General features: G+C 62.8%; 24 protein-coding genes. 1 reads left to right on the plus strand and 23 read right to left on the minus strand.

Translation table 11 applies throughout. The annotated features are described in order from the left end of the window. Nucleotides 1-105: 105 nt before the first annotated feature. The 10 genes from LCL94_RS01105 to rplO form a co-directional block, all read right to left on the minus strand. Nucleotides 106-720 (minus strand): hypothetical protein, encoded by a 615-nt coding sequence (locus LCL94_RS01105; protein ID WP_224830647.1) that lies wholly within the window; start codon nt 718-720, stop codon nt 106-108. 130 nt (nt 721-850) lie between these two features. Further along, the gene (locus LCL94_RS01110; RefSeq protein WP_224830648.1) at nt 851-2,227 is read right to left on the minus strand and encodes a serine hydrolase domain-containing protein; all 1,377 of its coding nucleotides are present in this window, start codon (nt 2,225-2,227) and stop codon (nt 851-853) included. Between the two features lie 90 nt (nt 2,228-2,317). Next, nucleotides 2,318-2,737, minus strand: a complete 420-nt coding sequence (gene rplQ / locus LCL94_RS01115; protein WP_160607303.1) for a 50S ribosomal protein L17 — start codon at nt 2,735-2,737, stop codon at nt 2,318-2,320. A gap of 96 nt (nt 2,738-2,833) precedes the next feature. After that, nucleotides 2,834-3,889: a DNA-directed RNA polymerase subunit alpha gene (locus LCL94_RS01120; protein ID WP_160607304.1), complete on the minus strand. Its 1,056-nt coding sequence runs from the start codon at nt 3,887-3,889 to the stop codon at nt 2,834-2,836. A 104-nt stretch (nt 3,890-3,993) separates the two neighbouring features. Further along, a complete protein-coding gene (gene rpsK / locus LCL94_RS01125) occupies nt 3,994-4,383 on the minus strand; it encodes a 30S ribosomal protein S11 (protein WP_160607305.1) in 390 nt (129 codons plus the stop codon). A 53-nt stretch (nt 4,384-4,436) separates the two neighbouring features. Then, nucleotides 4,437-4,805 (minus strand): 30S ribosomal protein S13, encoded by a 369-nt coding sequence (gene rpsM, locus LCL94_RS01130; protein WP_224830649.1) that lies wholly within the window; start codon nt 4,803-4,805, stop codon nt 4,437-4,439. Nucleotides 4,806-5,101: 296 nt separating this feature from the next. Further along, on the minus strand, nt 5,102-5,767 hold the full coding sequence (locus tag LCL94_RS01135) for an SRPBCC family protein (protein WP_224830650.1): 666 nt from the start codon (nt 5,765-5,767) through the stop codon (nt 5,102-5,104). 65 nt (nt 5,768-5,832) lie between these two features. After that, on the minus strand, nt 5,833-6,477 hold the full coding sequence (locus tag LCL94_RS01140; protein WP_224830651.1) for an adenylate kinase: 645 nt from the start codon (nt 6,475-6,477) through the stop codon (nt 5,833-5,835). Between the two features lie 33 nt (nt 6,478-6,510). Continuing rightward, nucleotides 6,511-7,875, minus strand: coding sequence for a preprotein translocase subunit SecY (gene secY / locus LCL94_RS01145; protein ID WP_160607309.1), 1,365 nt, complete (start codon nt 7,873-7,875; stop codon nt 6,511-6,513). Between the two features lie 105 nt (nt 7,876-7,980). Beyond that, nucleotides 7,981-8,505 carry a 50S ribosomal protein L15 gene (gene rplO / locus LCL94_RS01150; RefSeq protein WP_160607310.1) on the minus strand — a complete coding sequence of 175 codons (525 nt, stop codon included), beginning with the start codon at nt 8,503-8,505 and terminating at the stop codon, nt 7,981-7,983. A 308-nt stretch (nt 8,506-8,813) separates the two neighbouring features. On the opposite strand from rplO, the gene LCL94_RS01155 reads away from it, so the two are divergent. Next, nucleotides 8,814-9,920, plus strand: a complete 1,107-nt coding sequence (locus LCL94_RS01155) for a glycosyltransferase family 4 protein (RefSeq protein WP_224830652.1) — start codon at nt 8,814-8,816, stop codon at nt 9,918-9,920. 77 nt (nt 9,921-9,997) lie between these two features. Here the strand turns inward: LCL94_RS01155 and rpmD are convergent, their stop codons facing one another. The 13 genes from rpmD to rpsC are packed head-to-tail and all read right to left on the minus strand — an operon-like array spanning nt 9,998 to nt 15,578. After that, nucleotides 9,998-10,183 (minus strand): 50S ribosomal protein L30, encoded by a 186-nt coding sequence (gene rpmD, locus LCL94_RS01160; protein ID WP_160607312.1) that lies wholly within the window; start codon nt 10,181-10,183, stop codon nt 9,998-10,000. Nucleotides 10,184-10,188: 5 nt separating this feature from the next. Further along, entirely contained in the window at nt 10,189-10,968 is a 780-nt protein-coding gene (gene rpsE, locus LCL94_RS01165) for a 30S ribosomal protein S5 (RefSeq protein WP_234033855.1), read from the minus strand. Beyond that, nucleotides 10,968-11,312: a 50S ribosomal protein L18 gene (gene rplR / locus LCL94_RS01170; protein WP_160607313.1), complete on the minus strand. Its 345-nt coding sequence runs from the start codon at nt 11,310-11,312 to the stop codon at nt 10,968-10,970. Before rplR ends, rpsE begins: the two co-directional genes overlap by 1 nt. A gap of 1 nt (nt 11,313) precedes the next feature. Continuing rightward, nucleotides 11,314-11,847 (minus strand): 50S ribosomal protein L6, encoded by a 534-nt coding sequence (rplF, locus tag LCL94_RS01175; RefSeq protein WP_160607314.1) that lies wholly within the window; start codon nt 11,845-11,847, stop codon nt 11,314-11,316. Beyond that, nucleotides 11,847-12,242, minus strand: coding sequence for a 30S ribosomal protein S8 (gene rpsH, locus LCL94_RS01180; protein WP_160607315.1), 396 nt, complete (start codon nt 12,240-12,242; stop codon nt 11,847-11,849). Before rpsH ends, rplF begins: the two co-directional genes overlap by 1 nt. A gap of 11 nt (nt 12,243-12,253) precedes the next feature. Next, a complete protein-coding gene (gene rpsN, locus LCL94_RS01185; RefSeq protein ID WP_160607316.1) occupies nt 12,254-12,559 on the minus strand; it encodes a 30S ribosomal protein S14 in 306 nt (101 codons plus the stop codon). 41 nt (nt 12,560-12,600) lie between these two features. Next, entirely contained in the window at nt 12,601-13,182 is a 582-nt protein-coding gene (gene rplE / locus LCL94_RS01190; protein WP_160607317.1) for a 50S ribosomal protein L5, read from the minus strand. Further along, entirely contained in the window at nt 13,175-13,495 is a 321-nt protein-coding gene (rplX, locus tag LCL94_RS01195) for a 50S ribosomal protein L24 (RefSeq protein WP_160607318.1), read from the minus strand. Before rplX ends, rplE begins: the two co-directional genes overlap by 8 nt. Continuing rightward, a complete protein-coding gene (gene rplN / locus LCL94_RS01200) occupies nt 13,495-13,863 on the minus strand; it encodes a 50S ribosomal protein L14 (protein WP_006831888.1) in 369 nt (122 codons plus the stop codon). The genes rplX and rplN overlap by 1 nt, the downstream gene beginning before the upstream one ends. A gap of 56 nt (nt 13,864-13,919) precedes the next feature. Further along, nucleotides 13,920-14,210: a 30S ribosomal protein S17 gene (rpsQ, locus tag LCL94_RS01205; RefSeq protein WP_160607319.1), complete on the minus strand. Its 291-nt coding sequence runs from the start codon at nt 14,208-14,210 to the stop codon at nt 13,920-13,922. 10 nt (nt 14,211-14,220) lie between these two features. Next, nucleotides 14,221-14,427, minus strand: a complete 207-nt coding sequence (gene rpmC, locus LCL94_RS01210; RefSeq protein ID WP_160607320.1) for a 50S ribosomal protein L29 — start codon at nt 14,425-14,427, stop codon at nt 14,221-14,223. Further along, nucleotides 14,427-14,861 (minus strand): 50S ribosomal protein L16, encoded by a 435-nt coding sequence (rplP, locus tag LCL94_RS01215; protein WP_090478793.1) that lies wholly within the window; start codon nt 14,859-14,861, stop codon nt 14,427-14,429. Before rplP ends, rpmC begins: the two co-directional genes overlap by 1 nt. Before the next feature lie 21 nt (nt 14,862-14,882). Continuing rightward, on the minus strand, nt 14,883-15,578 hold the full coding sequence (rpsC, locus tag LCL94_RS01220; RefSeq protein WP_160607321.1) for a 30S ribosomal protein S3: 696 nt from the start codon (nt 15,576-15,578) through the stop codon (nt 14,883-14,885). Between the last annotated feature and the right edge of the window lies 1 nt (nt 15,579).

Genomic DNA, 15,579 nt, shown 5'->3' on the forward strand with positions numbered 1-15,579 from the left:
AACTAGCGTGGCAGTATCCCGTCGCGCATTTAGCACGGCTGAACCGGACAAAAGAAGACGGCCCGAACCACTGGGGTCCGGGCCGTTTCCTGGTGGTCTGGTTTATCAGCGCAGTCCGCGAATTCCGTCGAAATTCACGTGGCTGACACGGCCCCGCTCGATGTAGCAGGTGAACTTGCCGCGATCCTCGCCGCGATAGCCGCGACGGTCGTAACGTCCATAGCGGTCGTCACGGTCATAGCGGTCATAGCGGTCATAGCGGCCGTAGTTGCCGTAGCGGCCCCGTTCGCCATCGACCACGATGCGGCCCTTGACCCTCCAGCCGTAACGGGTGTCATCCACGTCGCGGATGTCGGTTACCTGGGCATAGCGGTAGCCGGAACGGCGCGCGTCCCTGGTCGCGGCATTGACGCAGCGTTCGACAGCGGCGCGCGGGTTACCACGGCTGCGATAGGCATCGCGGCGATAGTCGTAACCGTCGCGATAGTAACGGCCATCGCGGTAGTAACGACCGTCGCGGTAATAGTCGCGGTCCTTGCTGGCTGCGCTGGCGACGGCGGCGATACCGCCGATGATCACGGCGCCGGCAATCACGTCGCCGACGGAAATGCCGTCGTCGCGGTCGCGGGCCTGCGCCGGGGTGGCACCTGCAAGCGCCATTGCACCAACGGCTGCGGTTGCGATCCCACCCTTCGCAAATGTCTTTGTCTTGTTGCTCATGTGAGGTGCTCCTCATCTCTACCGGGGCGGGATTGCCTCGGTCGATTGAGGTTCTATGCGAGTCGCACTGAGGTGACGCTGAATCGCCCAAGCAGCCTATGTTCAGAAAACTAACGCTTTTGCTGAACGTCTATTTCCCAAGCGATTCAAGCACATCGCGCGTGAACGCGGCGATATCGAAGCGATAACCTGTCGGATCTTCGCCCCTGCGCACAATCACGACGTTCATGCTGGGGACAATCACGACGTACTGGCCGCGATTGCCGAAGGCGGCGAAAGTATCGGCAGGCACACCCTCGGACTTGTTGAGCAGCCAGAACCCCGCGCCATAGCCGAACGGGCCGTCCGGCTGCGGGCCGCTGGGTGAGGAGACATACTGCACCCAGCCTTCGGGCAGGATACGCGTTCCGTCGCTCGCAACGCCGTCATTGAGGTAAAGCTCGCCCAGTTTCGCCAGATCGTTCGCGCTCGTCCAGACCTGGCTGGAAAGCACATAATTTCCTCGCCAGTCATATTCGGGGATGGTGTCCCGCATGCCGAACGATGCCAGGACTTCTCGCGGCGGATGGGCGGCAAAGCTGTCCTTGATAGCGGCGATGGCCGCCAGTGTGTCGTTGTTCGCATATCGATAGACCGTCCCGGGAGTGTGGATCAGCGGCCAGTTCTGCGCGCGCTCGTCAACCGTCGTACCGCCCCAATAGAGCGGATCGGTGCGGTTGCCCGGAGTATCGGAATAGCGACCCGTGGCCATCCGCAGGGCATGGTCGATCGTGATTTCACGACGAGGATCGAGATTGCTTTCTCCGCCCAGGCGCGCCGAATCCCCAACCGCCGTCTCTCCACGTTCCACCGCTGCACCCACGATGGTGGCGGCAATGCTCTTGGCCACGGACCAGGTGCGTTGCGGGGTGAAAAGCGTGAATTCGGGATGCGTGGCCCAATCGACAGGCTTGCCAGCCCGCGTGACGAGAACGGCCGTCGTACGTGTTCCTGCCCCATAGAGCCCCTCGAACGAGGCCGCCAACACTGCATTCGATGGGCCTTCGGGTGCCGGCGGCACTGCGAAGCTCATCGGGCTCGCAGGTTCCTCGCCAAGCCTCGTATAAGTGCCACCGGGCGGCTTCATGCCTATCGGCATCACGGAGCAACCTGACCCCGGAAAATGCTTCGCCGAGCGTGGAGGCATATCCTCGGCCCAGGTGACTTCCACACGGTTGATCTTGCCCAACCCGTCGTCGCCGTCCCGGATGATCGTAAAGGGCAAATCCTGGACGATCTCGTCAAGCGGAGCCTGAATGCCGGTGAGCTCCCACGCATGAACGCTTTCGGGTGTGCGCGTGGAACCGGTCCATTCGGCATTGGCGATCGCGCTGCACAGGAACAGCGCCTTGTATCCGGCCGCAAGCGCGCGGTCGTAGCGGGCGTCGATTTCCTCCTGCGTGGTCGACTGGGCGGCAAGCGGGGTGGCGGCGAGCAGCGCGGCGGCGGCAAGGGCGTTTCTGATCATGCGCGCCTTGTGACACGCCTTTCGCAAGAGGCAAAACAAAAGGGCCGGAGAGTTTCCTCTCCGGCCCCGCTTGTCTGGTTGTGGCGAAGCTTACGCTTCTTCCAGTTCCTCGTCGTTCATGACGGGGCCGCTGTCCTGGCCCTTGGCGTCGACGTCGCGGTCGACCAGCTCGATCACGGCCATCTGGGCTGCGTCGCTGCCGCGGTAGCCGGCCTTGATGATGCGGGTGTAACCCCCTTCACGATCGGCATAACGCTCGGCGAGGACGTCAAAGAGCTTCTTGAGCTGCGTTTCGTCCTGCAGGCGGCTCTGTGCGAGACGACGGTTCGAAAGACCGCCACGCTTTGCCAGCGTGATCAGCTTTTCGATGTAGGGACGCATTTCCTTCGCCTTGGGAGCGGTGGTCATGATCTGCTCGTGCTTGATGAGCGAGGCAGCCATGTTGCGGAACATCGCATTGCGGTGGCCGGTCTTGCGCTGCAGCTTACGGCCGGAAATCTTGTGACGCATTGTACTTCCTTCTTCGTTCGAAAAGGGCCCGTTCGAGGTAGCCCAGTGCTGGCGGCGCTTTCCCGGATGTGGGAGGTGCGCCGCCGGTACCTGTGATTAGCCGAGAAGTTCCTGTTCGAGCTTCTTGGCCATTTCTTCGATGTTCTCCGGCGGCCAGCCAGGGATGTCCATGCCGAGGCGCAGGCCCATCGAGGAAAGGACTTCCTTGATCTCGTTGAGCGACTTGCGGCCGAAGTTCGGCGTACGGAGCATCTCGGCCTCGGTCTTCTGGACCAGGTCGCCGATGTAGATGATGTTGTCGTTCTTGAGGCAGTTCGCCGAGCGGACCGACAGTTCCAGCTCGTCGACCTTCTTGAGGAGGTAACGGTTGAGCTGGTTGGTGTCGCTTTCCTGCGGCTCTGCTGCCTGGCCGATCATGGCCGAGCTCGGCTGCGGGATGCCGTCTTCGAAGTGGACGAACAGGGTCAGCTGGTCCTGGAGGATGCGCGCGGCATAGGCCACGGCGTCTTCCGGGGTCACGGTGCCGTCGGTTTCGACGGTCAGCGAGAGCTTGTCGTAGTCCAGTTCCTGGCCGACGCGGGCGTTCTCGACCTTGTAGCTCACCTGGCGAACCGGCGAGTACAGGCTGTCGACGGGGATGAGGCCGATCGGCGCATCAGCCGGACGGTTCATCACTGCCGGGCGGTAGCCCTTGCCGGTGTCGGCGGTCAGTTCCATGTTCAGCGTGGCGCCTTCGTCGAGATGACAGATCACGAGATCCTTGTTCATCACCTCGATGTCGCCGGTCACGGCGATGTCGCCGGCCTTCACCTCACCCGGACCGGTGGCCGAGAGCTGCAGGCGCTTGGTGCCTTCGCCTTCCATCTTGAGCGCGATCTGCTTCACGTTCAGGACGATGTCGGTAACGTCCTCGCGCACGCCGGCGAGCGAGGAGAATTCATGCAGCACGTTCTCGATCTTGATCGAGGTGATGGCTGCACCCTGCAGCGAGGACAGCAGAACGCGACGCAGCGCGTTGCCGAGCGTCAGGCCGAAGCCGCGCTCGAGCGGTTCGGCCACGAAGGTCGCCTTGCGCGCCTTGTCGCCACCGTCCTTGATGTCGAGGGTGTTGGGTTTCTTGAGTTCCTGCCAGTTCTTGATGTTGACGGACATGGATTTCCCCTGGTGTGGATGCGGGCAGGACCGGAGCTCTTTACCGAGCGTCCGGTCCGTGAAGGTGTCGGCGGCCCGCTAACGAGCCGCCAGGCAGGTACGGATCAGACGCGGCGACGCTTGGAAGGACGGACCCCGTTGTGCGGGATCGGCGTCACGTCGCGGATCGAAGTGATCGTGAAGCCGACTGCGGCGAGACCGCGCAGTGCGCTTTCACGGCCCGAGCCCGGGCCCTTCACTTCGACCTCGAGGGTGCGCACGCCGTGTTCCGCAGCCTTGCGGCCTGCGTCGTCGGCAGCGACCTGCGCGGCATAGGGAGTCGACTTGCGGCTGCCCTTGAAGCCCATCATGCCTGCGCTGGACCAGCTGATAGCATTGCCCTGCGCGTCGGTGATGGTGATCATGGTGTTGTTGAAGCTGGCGTTGATGTGCGCGACGCCCGAAGAGATGTTCTTCTTGTCGCGGCGCCGAATACGGCCGGGTTCGCGTGCCATGGTGTATCTTCCTCTATATTCTCAAGAAGGGAAAAGCTCTGGGAGACCCAGGCTTACTTCTTCTTGCCGGCGATCGGCTTGGCCTTACCCTTGCGGGTGCGGGCGTTGGTGTGGGTGCGCTGGCCACGAACGGGCAGACCGGCACGGTGACGAAGGCCGCGGTAGGACTTGAGGTCCATGAGACGCTTGATGTTCATCGCGGTGTTGCGACGAAGGTCGCCTTCGACGGTGTAATCTTCATCGATCGTTTCGCGGATGCGCAGGACTTCCTCGTCGGACAGGTCCTGGATACGGCGAGCGTGATCGATGCCGAGCTTGTCGGCGATCTCGACGGCCGTGGTGCGACCGATACCGTGAATATAGGTGAGCGCGATGATAACGCGCTTGTTGGTGGGGATGTTTACCCCGGCAATACGAGCCACTTAAATCTCCATGCTCCACAGGGTCCTTTGAAGCGGGACCCTATCTCAACGCCTTGTTTTCATTGACACACCCGGTGGCAGGTAACGCAAAAAGCCCGGATGGCGTGCATAGCGCTACCGCCTGCCGGACTCACCGAAAGTGTCGAATGAAAGGCGCGCTTAGGCGGATTCGGCCGTAAGGTCAACCGCTCGCGCGCACAAACGACGAGGCAGCCCATATGGGCAGCCGTCCGTCTATTACAACACCATCATACGCCCGGCCGGGAGAAAGGTCAAAGCCAGGGCTGTGCACAGCCCTAGTCGTCGGTGACAGGTGTCTTTTCCGCAGGTTCTTCAGGCGTCTCAAACGCCTTCTCGAAGTCGCCCGGCCCTTCCTCGTCAACCTTCGCCTCGTCAGGTGCCTGCTCGGTATCCCCATTGAGCGCGCCGAGGTGATCGCGCAGGCCCATAAGCTGCTGGGACATGACGCCGTCGACCGCCTTGGAGATCTGGGCGATGGGAATACCCATGGGGCCGCCCACATTGTATTCCCAGTCGATCCGCGTGCCGCCGTCGATTTCGTGGAGCGTGATCGTGAGGACGCCGGTTGCCGGCACGGCCTGCAGCGGACCAAGCCCGCCCCGCAGGCGCAATGCCTTGTCGGGCACAGCCTGCACCACGATCGCGTGCTGGGAACTCCCGTCGAGGGGGATGTCGCCCTCGCCCGGGATCTTCTCGCAGAAACAGCCGCCCGCACTGGGCACCAATGTCATGTTGGCAGCATCGCCCGACCAGGTGTGGCTGTCGTTCCACCAGGCCCCGGGCTTGATGAGAGCGAGCCAAGCCTCGCGCGGGGTTGCGGACACGCTGGCCGATGCCTTGGTCACGAAGCCGTCGTCACTGGTGGCAACGACCTTCGCCGCAGCAGGCGTCGCCATCATGGCAAGGCCCAGAGCGGCGGCGAAGTAGCGGAATTGCGGCATGTCTCACTCCCGGGAATATCTCGGGAGCGAGTCCTATGACCGCCTTGGGCGTTTGGAAAGGCCGGTCAGCCCAGAATGGCGTCGATAGCGTGGGTCACGTCACCGATGGCGGCCATGCCGTCCACCCGGGTGACGATGCCGCGCGCTTCGTAGCCCGGCAGGATCGGAGCGGTTTCGCTACGATAGACCTGCATTCGGTGACGCACGGTCTCCTCGTTGTCGTCGGGGCGACGCTTGAACTCGGTCGAGCCGCACTTGTCGCACACGCCGTCTACTTCGGGCTGCTTGAAGGTGTCGTGATACCCCTCGCCGCAGTTGGCGCAGGTGAAACGGCCCGTAATGCGGGCGACCAGGGCATCCTCGTCCACGTCCAGTTCGATGACATGGTCGAGGCTGCGGCCGTGCTTTGCCAGCAGGCCGTCGAGGATTTCCGCCTGCTTTTCGGTCCGCGGATAACCGTCGAAGATGGCGCCCGTGTCCGACCCCATGGCGGTCAGTTCCGCATCGATCAGTTCCGAGACGATCTCGTCGGACACGAGTTCACCCGCATCCATGATCGCCTTGGCCTTGATGCCCACCGGCGTGCCCGCCTTGACCGCGGCGCGCAGCATGTCGCCCGTCGAAAGCTGGCGCATGCCGTGGTGTTCCATCAGGCGGTGAGCCTGCGTTCCCTTGCCTGCCCCCGGAGGGCCGAGAAGAATGATATCCATCGCGTGAAGTCCCTTGTCGCGCGCCTTGATGCCTTAACGCAGGCGTCCCTTCAACTTGGCCTTTTTGATGAGATCGCCATACTGGTGCGCCAGCAGGTGCGACTGGATCTGGCTGATCGTGTCGACCGTGACGTTCACGACGATCAGCAGGCTGGTACCGCCAAGGAAGAGCGGGATGCCGGTCTGCGCGATCATGTATTCGGGGACCACGCAGACAAAAGTCAGGTAGATCGCACCGATCACGGTGATGCGGGTCAGGACATAGTCGAGGTATTCCTCGGTCCGCTTGCCCGGACGGATGCCCGGGATGAAGCCGCCGTTCTTCTTCAGGTTCTCCGCCGTCTCTTCCGGATTGAAGACCACTGCGGTGTAGAAGAAGCAGAAGAACACGATGCCGAGGCCATAGAGCGTCATGTAGAGCGGCTGGCCGTGCTGCAGGTACTGCAAGATCGTCTGGACCGAACCGCCGAAGCCGCTTTCCGTGTCGAGCGAATTGCCCGCGAACTGCGTGATCGTCAGCGGCAACAGGAGCAGCGAGCTGGCGAAGATCGGCGGGATGACGCCGGCCGTGTTGAGCTTGAGCGGCAGGTGCGAGCGGTCCGCCTGCATCATGCCGCGCTGCGTCGCGCGCTTGGGATACTGGATCAGCAGGCGGCGCTGGGCGCGCTCGAAGAAGCTGATCAGCAGGATCAGGCCGACGACCATGAAAATGAAGCCGAGCAGGATGCCGGTCGAGATCGAGCCTTCGCTGTAGCCCGAGGTCATGTTGGTGACGAAGGTCGGGAACTGGGCGACGATGCCGGCCATGATGATCAGCGACACGCCGTTGCCGATACCGCGGCTGGTGATCTGTTCGCCCAGCCACAGCAGGAACATGGTCCCGCCGACGAGGCTGATGACGGCGCCCACGCGGAACATGTAGCCCGGGTCGACGACTGCAGCGATGCCATTGGCAGCACCGAAGCTTTCAAGGCCGGCTGCAAGGAACCAGCCCTGCACCGTGCACAGCAGCACCGTACCGTAGCGCGTGTACTGGTTCAGCTTCTGGCGACCGACCGTGCCTTCCTTCTTCAAGGCGGCAAGCGCCGGATGCAGGGCCGAGGCCATCTGCACGACGATCGAGGCGGTGATGTAGGGCATCACGCCGAGCGCGATGAGGCTCATGCGCTCCAGGCTGCCGCCAGTGAACATGTTGAACATGTCGATGATGCCACCCTGGGTGACATCGGCAAGCTGGGTGAGTGCGCGGGCATTGATGCCCGGCAGCGGCACGAAGCTGAGGAAACGGAAAACGATCAGCGCGCCGATCGTGAACCAGATGCGCTGCTTGAGCTCGGTTGCCTTGGAGAAATTGGCGAGACTGATATTGCTCGCGAAACTGTCGGCGCGTGATGCCATTGGTCGTCTTCGATCCTAGCTTGGCGCCGGCCCGTCCCGGCGCTGACCGGACAGATAGGGAGCGGAGGGACGATTGTCGAACCCCCGCTCCCCTATTTCCATCGATTACTTTGCCTTGGCAGCCTTGTTGGCGGCTGCGCGTTCGGCCTTCTTCTCGTGCTCGGGCTTGCCCTTGTCGAGGATTTCAACCGAACCACCGGCCTTTTCGACCGCTGCAACAGCACCCTTCGAGGCGCCGGCGACGACGAACTTGACCTTGGTCTTCAGTTCGCCCTTGCCGAGCAGGCGGACGCCGTCCTTGCCGCCGCGTGCGAGGCCTGCGGCCTTCAGCGCTGCGTGGTCGATGTCCTTCTTGGCGTCGAGCTTCTTGGCGTCGATGAACTTCTGGACCATACCCAGGTTCACTTCGGCGAAGTCCTTGCCGAACGGATTGTTGAAGCCGCGCTTCGGCAGGCGCATGTGAAGCGGCATCTGGCCGCCTTCGAAGCCCTTGATGGCGACGCCCGAACGGCTCTTCTGGCCCTTCTGGCCACGACCACCGGTCTTGCCCTTGCCCGAACCGATACCACGGCCGACACGGATGCGGTTCTTGCGCGCACCCTCGTTGTCACGAATTTCGTTGAGTTTCATGTTCTGCACTCGCTTTCGCTTGGTCCGGCGCGGATGTGCGCCGGAGATTTCGCACTGATTTAGTGAGGCGCGCGCCCTAGCTTGTATGGCCCACGTTGTCACCCCCCCTTTTCGCGTTTGCGAAACGGCCGGCGGACGGTAATCCCCGTACCACCATGTCGAACGGTGAAACCAGCCCCTGCATCCCGGTCGGCGTGTTCCATCCAGGCACCCAGCACAGCTGGCAGACCGCAAAGGCCCTGCAGGACCTCGGCAGGCTGCAATTCTACGCTACGTCGCTTTTTTACCAGCCCAATCGCTGGCCGTACATGCTCGAGCGCCTGCCCGTTCTGGGCGGTAAACTGGAGCGCGAATTCCGCCGCTTCGCCGCTGAAGGCATCGATCCCGCACTGGTCCGGACCGGCGGATGGCACGAATGGGCGGAGCGGATTTGCGCCAGGTTGGGCAGGACGGGCCTTGCCCACCTGCTGAACGCGGCGGGCAACAAGGCGTTCGTGCGAGTCATCGGGGATGATATCGCTTCCGACAGGCCGTTCGCCTTGTGGGGGTATAACCAGTCCTCGCTGGAAAGCTTCGCCTTGGGAAAACGACATGGCAGGACCTGTATCCTCGACCAAACGATTGGCGATCCACGGGCGCTCGACCAGGAGATGGCGGCGCTGCAGGAAACATATGGCGATTGGTTCCTCGGAGGACACAACAGGACCGATCCCCGCGAGATCGAACGGGCCGATGCCGAATATGCCCTGGCAGACCGGATCCTGGTGGGCTGCGACTATGCGGCCAGCACGATTTCGGCCGAAGCGGCAGATGCAGCGGTAGCCGGCAAACTCGAGGTTCTGGAATACTGCTACGACCCTGCGTTCGACGCGGTGGAGCCTGTGCCTCATGCCCCCCGCGGCCCGGTGCGTTTCCTGTTTGCCGGCCTCGGCATCCCGCGCAAGGGCATCCACCATGTGCTGGAAGCGATCTCCCGCTTTCCCGAAGAAGAGGCAACACTCACCCTGCTGGGCTCGATAGATGTGCCGCCAGAGACTTTCGCGCCCTTTGCCGGGCGTGTGACACACATCCCCACCCTGCCCCGCTCCGAGGTTCCCGGGGTCATGGCGCGGCATGATGTCCTGCTATTCCCGACCTATTTCGAAGGAGCGGGCCTTGTCCTCTACGAGGCGCTCGCCGCAGGGATGGCGCTGATCCAGACCGACCGCGCTGCCCGGGCGGTGACACCCGACACGGGCATCATGCTGGAACGCCCCGAAACGGACGCGTTGGCTTCGGCGATGGAGCAGGCGATTTCCGACCGCGATCTTCTCATTCACTGGCGATCAAATGCACGCGCCAGTGCCCGCGATTACCGCTTCGCGGCGTACCGGGACCGCATCGCGGGCTTGCTGGCACGGATGGAGCTCGGCTGAGCGAGCCAACGAAAAAGGGCCCGCAACCGGTACGGTCGCGGGCCCTTCTATCTTGCTGGAGCCGAAGCCCCGGTCGATCAGTCGACGATCGTCACCAGATGCGGGATCTTGGCGACTGCGCCGCGCACCTCGGGGGTGTCCTGGCGTTCGACGACCTTGTGCATCTTGTTCAGGCCAAGACCGATGAGGATCTTGCGCTGGCCTTCGGGACGGCGGATCGGCGAACCGATCTGCTTGATCTTGATGGTTTTCGCTTTGGCCATCGTTCTTACTCCGCGATAGCGGCGGCGTCGGCTTCAGCCTCGGCCTCCGATGCCCCGCCGCGACCGAGGAGGTCGGCAACCTTCTTGCCGCGACGCTGGGCAACCGACTTCGGCGAAGTCTGGTCCTGCAGCGCGTCGAAGGTGGCGCGGATCATGTTGTAGGGGTTCGAGGTGCCGACCGACTTGGTCACCACGTCGGCAACGCCGAGGCTCTCGAAGACGGCGCGCATCGGACCACCGGCAATGATACCGGTACCCGGAGGCGCCGTACGCACGGTGACCTTGCCGGCGCCGAAGCGACCGTTGCCATCGTGATGGAGGGTACGACCTTCCTTCAGCGGCACGCGGATCATCTTCTTGCGAGCGGCAGCGGTTGCCTTCTGGATGGCTTCCGGCACTTCGCGAGCCTTGCCCTTGCCGAAGCCGACACGGCCCGAGCCGTCACCCACGACGACCAGCGCAGCGAAACCGAAGCGCTTACCGCCCTTCACCGTCTTGCTGACGCGGTTGATGTGGACGAGCTTCTCGATGATGCCGTCGTCTTCTTCCTCGCGGCGGTTGTTGCGACGGTCGTCACGACCGCGGCCACGGCCACGGCCGCCTTCGCCACGTTCGCCACCACGGCCACCACGGCCACGACGCGGTTCGCCTTCGGCGCCCTGCGCGGGGTCCTGGTTAGCAGCTGCTTCCGACGGAGTGTCGGCGACTGCCGGCTGCTCGTTGGTCACGGCGGTTTCGGTTTCGGCCGTCACGGCTTCTTCGGTCTTGTTTTCGTCAGCCATCATCAGAACTCCAGCCCGCCTTCGCGAGCGGCGTCGGCCAGCGCCTTGACGCGGCCATGGAACAGGAAGCCACCGCGGTCGAACACGACGGTGGTGACGCCGGCCTTCTTGGCGGCGGCGGCGATGTCGCTGCCGACCTTCTTGGCGGCGTCGACATTGGCACCCGAGCCCTTCACGCCGAGCGTCGAGGCAGCGGCAACGGTCTTGCCTGCCGCGTCATCGATGATCTGCGCGTAGATGTGCTTGCCGGTGCGGTGGACCGAGAGGCGCGGCTTGCCGCCCGCACGGCTGCGAAGAGCAGTGCGGACACGGCGGCGGCGGCGTTCGAAAAGAGAGAGCTTTGCCATCTTACTTCTTCTTCCCTTCCTTGCGGAAGATGTACTCGCCGCGGTACTTGATACCCTTGCCCTTGTAGGGTTCGGGCTTGCGCCACTTGCGGACATTCGCCGCGAACTGGCCCACGGCCTGCTTGTCGGTACCGCTGATTTCGACAGTCGTCTGGTCCGGGGTCTTAACCTCGATACCTTCGGGAACGTCGAGATCGACATCGTGCGAATAGCCGAGCTGCAGCTTCAGGGTCTTGCCCTGGGCGTTCGCACGGTAGCCGACGCCGGTGATCTCGAGGACCTTGGTGAAACCGTCGGTCACGCCTTCGACCAGGTTCGACACCAGCGTACGCTGCATACCCCAGTGGTTGCGAGCGGCGCGCGTGTCGTTGGCCGGCTTGACCGAGATTTCGCCGTCTTCCAGCTTGTACTCGACCAGGTCGGACAGGCCCATCGAAAGGGTGCCCTTGGGCCCCTTCACGCTGAGCGTGCCTTCTTCGATCTTGGCCTCAACCCCGCTCGGGATCGTGACCGGCTTTTTGCCGATGCGGCTCATCAGAACACCTCCGCCAGCACTTCGCCGCCGACGTTTTCGTTGCGTGCTTCGGCGTCCGAGAGCACGCCCTTCGGCGTCGAGACGATGGTGATGCCAAGGCCGTTGCGGACCACGGGGAGTTCCTTGGAACCCGCATAGACGCGGCGGCCGGGCTTGGAGACACGGGCGACGTGCTTGATAGCCGGTTCGCCTTCGAAATACTTCAGTTCGATCCGCAGCGCGGGGTGCTTGCCGCTGTCGTCAGCCGAATAGCCACGGATGTAGCCTTCGCGCTGGAGGACTTCGAGCACGTTTGCACGCAGCTTGCTGGCGGGCGAAAGGACGCTGTCCTTCTTCGCACGCTGGCCGTTGCGGATACGGGTGAGCATATCACCCAGGGGATCGGTCATAGCCATCTATCGATTCCTCACCAGCTCGACTTGGTCAGGCCCGGAATCAGGCCCTTGTTGCCGAGGTCGCGCAGTTCGATACGGTTCAAACCGAACTTGCGGTAATAGCCGCGCGGGCGGCCGGTGGTGGAGCAGCGGTTGCGCACCCGGGTCGGGTTCGCGTTACGCGGCAGTTCCGCCATCTTGAGACGCGCGATCAGACGCTCGCCTTCATCGAGGCTCTCGTCATCTGCGATAGCCTTCAGTTTCGCGTACTTGTCCGCATACTGCTTGACGAGCTTCTTGCGACGCTCGTTCTTGTTGATCGAACTCAGTTTCGCCATTGGACTTAAGTTCCTTCCTTAAATCTCGATCGGAAGGCGGCTCACGCCGCCTCCTTCTCTTCCGACTTGGTTTCAGCCGGGAACGGGAAGCCGAAGAGACGCAGCAGTTCGCGCGCTTCCTCGTCGGTCTTCGCCGTGGTGGTCACGATGATATCCATGCCCCGGACCTTCTCGATCTTGTCGTAGGAGATTTCGGGGAAGATGATCTGTTCTTTGAGGCCCATGGCGTAGTTGCCACGGCCGTCGAAGGACTTCGGATTGAGGCCACGGAAGTCGCGGATACGCGGCATGGCGATGGTCACCAGGCGGTCCACGAATTCGTACATGCGCTCGCGACGAAGGGTAACCTTCGCACCGATCGGCATGCCTTCACGCAGCTTGAACTGCGCGATCGACTTCTTGGCCTTGGTGATAACCGGCTTCTGGCCGGCGATCAGCGCCATTTCTTCAGCGGCCGTCTGGACCTTCTTCTTGTCCTGGCTGGCTTCACCCACGCCCATGTTGAGCGTGATCTTTTCCAGCTTCGGGACTTCGAGACGGTTCTTGTAGCCGAACTTCTCGGTCATCGCCTTGACGATCTGGTCGTCGTAGCGCTGCTTCATACGGGGGGCGTTATCAGCCATCGATGGTCTCCCCACTCTTCACGGCAACGCGCACCTTCTTGCCGTCCTTCGTTTCGAAACGGACGCGGGTGGGCTTGCCGTCCTTGGGATCGGCAACAGCAACCTTGCTGATCGGCATCGGCGCTTCGAAACGGTCGATGCCACCCTGCGGGTTCTGCTGGGTCGGCTTGCGGTGACGTGCAGCGACGTTCACACCCTGGACGACGATCTTGCCTTCCTTCGGCATGACCTTCGCAACGGTGCCGGTCTTGCCCTTATCCTTGCCGGACAGGACGACGACGCTGTCACCCTTCTTGATCTTTGCGGCAGCCATTACAGCACCTCCGGAGCAAGCGAGATGATCTTCATGAAGCCGCGGCCGCGCAGTTCGCGGACCACCGGGCCGAAGATACGGGTACCGATCGGTTCTTCGTTCTTGTTGACGAGAACCGCGGCGTTGCTGTCGAAGCGGATCACGCTGCCATCGGGGCGGCGGACGTCCTTCTTCGTGCGCACGATGACAGCGCGATGAACATCGCCCTTCTTCACCTTGGTGCGCGGCTGGGCTTCCTTGACGGAAACCACGATCACGTCGCCGACGGACGCGGTACGGCGCTTAGAGCCACCCAGTACCTTGATGCACTGGACGCGCTTCGCGCCGCTGTTGTCCGCGACGTCGAGATTGGATTGCATCTGGATCATTGATCCGGTTCCTTCTCTTGGCTTGCCGGGACATTCGCCCGGCAGTTCCTAAAACGTCAGTTGCCTGCGGCTTCGACTTCGAGGTCAGCCTCGACAGCCTGGGTACCGCCTGCCGTCACCCGGTCCTTGACCGTCCAGGTCTTGGTCTTGGAGATCGGCTTGGTCTCTTCGATGCGCACGACGTCGCCGAGCTGGTACTCGTTGTTCTCGTCGTGAGCGTGGTACTTCTTCGAGCGGCGGATGATCTTCCCGTAGAGGGGATGCTTCACCTTACGCTCGACGAGCACGGTAACGGTCTTGTCGGTCTTGTCGGAGGTGACGGTGCCGATAAGGATACGCTTGGGCATGGTCTACTCCTTAAGCCTTGGCAGCGGCGCTGGCGCGCTCGGTCTGCAGCGTCTTGATCTTGGCGATCGTGCGGCGGACTTCGCGGATGCGGGCGGGCGCTTCGAGCTGGTTCGTCGCGGCCTGGAAGCGCAGGTTGAACTGCTCACGCTTCAGGCTGGTCAGTTCCTCGGCCAGCTGGTCGTCGCTCTTCTGGCGCAGATCTTCGATCTTGCTCATCATTCGCCTCCCAGGTGCGAGGAGTCGCCCAGGCGAGCGACAACCTTGGTCTTGACCGGCAGCTTCATGGCTGCGCGGCTGAACGCTTCGGCGGCCAGCGGGCCGGCAACGCCGTCGAGTTCGAACAGGATACGGCCCGGCTTCACACGAGCTGCCCAGTATTCGACCGAACCCTTGCCCTTACCCTGACGGACTTCGGCAGGCTTCTTCGAAACCGGCACGTCCGGGAAGACGCGGATCCAGAGACGACCCTGGCGCTTGATGTGACGCGTGATCGCGCGGCGAGCCGCTTCGATCTGGCGCGCGGTGATACGCTCGGGTTCGAGGGCCTTGAGGCCGTACGAGCCGAAATTGAGCGTGGTGCCGCCCTTGGCGTTGCCGTGGATCTTGCCCTTGAACGCCTTGCGGTACTTGGTTTTCTTCGGTTGCAGCATGGTTCTTTCCTATACCTGCAATCAGCGAGCCGGACGGACGCCGGACGTCTGCGATTCCATCATCAGACGGTCCTGCGCGGTCGGGTCATGGCCGAGGATCTCACCCTTGAAGACCCACACCTTGATGCCGATGATGCCGTAAGCGGTCAGCGCTTCGGCTTCAGCGTAATCGATGTTGGCGCGCAGCGTGTGCAGCGGCACGCGGCCTTCACGATACTGTTCGACGCGGGCGATTTCCGCACCGCCGAGACGGCCGCCACACATGATCTTGATGCCTTCGGCACCAAGGCGCATGGCCGACTGCATGGCGCGCTTCATCGCACGGCGGAAAGCGACACGGCGGATCAGCTGATCTGCGATGCCCTGGGCGACGAGCTTGGCGTCGACTTCCGGCTTGCGGATTTCGACGATGTTCAGCTTCACTTCGCTTTCGGTCATCTTCGACAGCTGCGCGCGCAGCTTTTCGATGTCCGCGCCCTTCTTGCCGATGATGACGCCGGGACGCGCAGCATAGATCGACACGCGGCAAAGCTTTGCCGGACGCTCGATCACGACCTTCGAGATAGCGGCCTGTGCTGCGTTCTCGAGGATGTACTTGCGGATCTCGATGTCTTCGCTCAGCAGCTTGGCATAGTCGCGCCCTTCGGCGTACCAGCGGCTGTCCCAGGTGCGGTTGATCTGCAGGCGCAGACCGATCGGATTGCTCTTATGGCCCATC

Source organism: Qipengyuania gaetbuli, assembly GCF_020171365.1.
GTDB classification, from domain to species: domain Bacteria; phylum Pseudomonadota; class Alphaproteobacteria; order Sphingomonadales; family Sphingomonadaceae; genus Qipengyuania; species Qipengyuania gaetbuli_B.

What these genes read in the sequence shown, in the direction of transcription:
- rplX (WP_160607318.1), bottom strand. Translation starts at nt 13,495, where the DNA reads ATGGCTGCCGCAAAGATCAAGAAGGGTGACAGCGTCGTCGTCCTGTCC.
- LCL94_RS01105 (WP_224830647.1), bottom strand. Translation starts at nt 720, where the DNA reads ATGAGCAACAAGACAAAGACATTTGCGAAGGGTGGGATCGCAACCGCA.
- rpsE (WP_234033855.1), bottom strand. Translation starts at nt 10,968, where the DNA reads ATGATGGCTGACGAAAACAAGACCGAAGAAGCCGTGACGGCCGAAACC.
- LCL94_RS01135 (WP_224830650.1), bottom strand. Translation starts at nt 5,767, where the DNA reads ATGCCGCAATTCCGCTACTTCGCCGCCGCTCTGGGCCTTGCCATGATG.
- rplP (WP_090478793.1), bottom strand. Translation starts at nt 14,861, where the DNA reads ATGCTGCAACCGAAGAAAACCAAGTACCGCAAGGCGTTCAAGGGCAAG.
- rplR (WP_160607313.1), bottom strand. Translation starts at nt 11,312, where the DNA reads ATGGCAAAGCTCTCTCTTTTCGAACGCCGCCGCCGCCGTGTCCGCACT.
- rplN (WP_006831888.1), bottom strand. Translation starts at nt 13,863, where the DNA reads ATGATCCAGATGCAATCCAATCTCGACGTCGCGGACAACAGCGGCGCG.
- rpsH (WP_160607315.1), bottom strand. Translation starts at nt 12,242, where the DNA reads ATGGCTATGACCGATCCCCTGGGTGATATGCTCACCCGTATCCGCAAC.
- rpsK (WP_160607305.1), bottom strand. Translation starts at nt 4,383, where the DNA reads ATGGCACGCGAACCCGGCCGTATTCGGCGCCGCGACAAGAAGAACATC.
- rpsN (WP_160607316.1), bottom strand. Translation starts at nt 12,559, where the DNA reads ATGGCGAAACTGAGTTCGATCAACAAGAACGAGCGTCGCAAGAAGCTC.
- LCL94_RS01140 (WP_224830651.1), bottom strand. Translation starts at nt 6,477, where the DNA reads ATGGATATCATTCTTCTCGGCCCTCCGGGGGCAGGCAAGGGAACGCAG.
- rplE (WP_160607317.1), bottom strand. Translation starts at nt 13,182, where the DNA reads ATGGCTGATAACGCCCCCCGTATGAAGCAGCGCTACGACGACCAGATC.
- LCL94_RS01155 (WP_224830652.1), top strand. Translation starts at nt 8,814, where the DNA reads ATGCTCGAGCGCCTGCCCGTTCTGGGCGGTAAACTGGAGCGCGAATTC.
- rplF (WP_160607314.1), bottom strand. Translation starts at nt 11,847, where the DNA reads ATGAGCCGCATCGGCAAAAAGCCGGTCACGATCCCGAGCGGGGTTGAG.
- rpsC (WP_160607321.1), bottom strand. Translation starts at nt 15,578, where the DNA reads ATGGGCCATAAGAGCAATCCGATCGGTCTGCGCCTGCAGATCAACCGC.
- rpsQ (WP_160607319.1), bottom strand. Translation starts at nt 14,210, where the DNA reads ATGCCCAAGCGTATCCTTATCGGCACCGTCACCTCCGACAAGACCGAC.
- rpmC (WP_160607320.1), bottom strand. Translation starts at nt 14,427, where the DNA reads ATGAGCAAGATCGAAGATCTGCGCCAGAAGAGCGACGACCAGCTGGCC.
- rpmD (WP_160607312.1), bottom strand. Translation starts at nt 10,183, where the DNA reads ATGGCCAAAGCGAAAACCATCAAGATCAAGCAGATCGGTTCGCCGATC.
- LCL94_RS01120 (WP_160607304.1), bottom strand. Translation starts at nt 3,889, where the DNA reads ATGTCCGTCAACATCAAGAACTGGCAGGAACTCAAGAAACCCAACACC.
- rplO (WP_160607310.1), bottom strand. Translation starts at nt 8,505, where the DNA reads ATGAAACTCAACGAAATTCGTGACAACGAGGGTGCGCGCAAGAACCGC.
- secY (WP_160607309.1), bottom strand. Translation starts at nt 7,875, where the DNA reads ATGGCATCACGCGCCGACAGTTTCGCGAGCAATATCAGTCTCGCCAAT.
- rplQ (WP_160607303.1), bottom strand. Translation starts at nt 2,737, where the DNA reads ATGCGTCACAAGATTTCCGGCCGTAAGCTGCAGCGCAAGACCGGCCAC.
- LCL94_RS01110 (WP_224830648.1), bottom strand. Translation starts at nt 2,227, where the DNA reads ATGATCAGAAACGCCCTTGCCGCCGCCGCGCTGCTCGCCGCCACCCCG.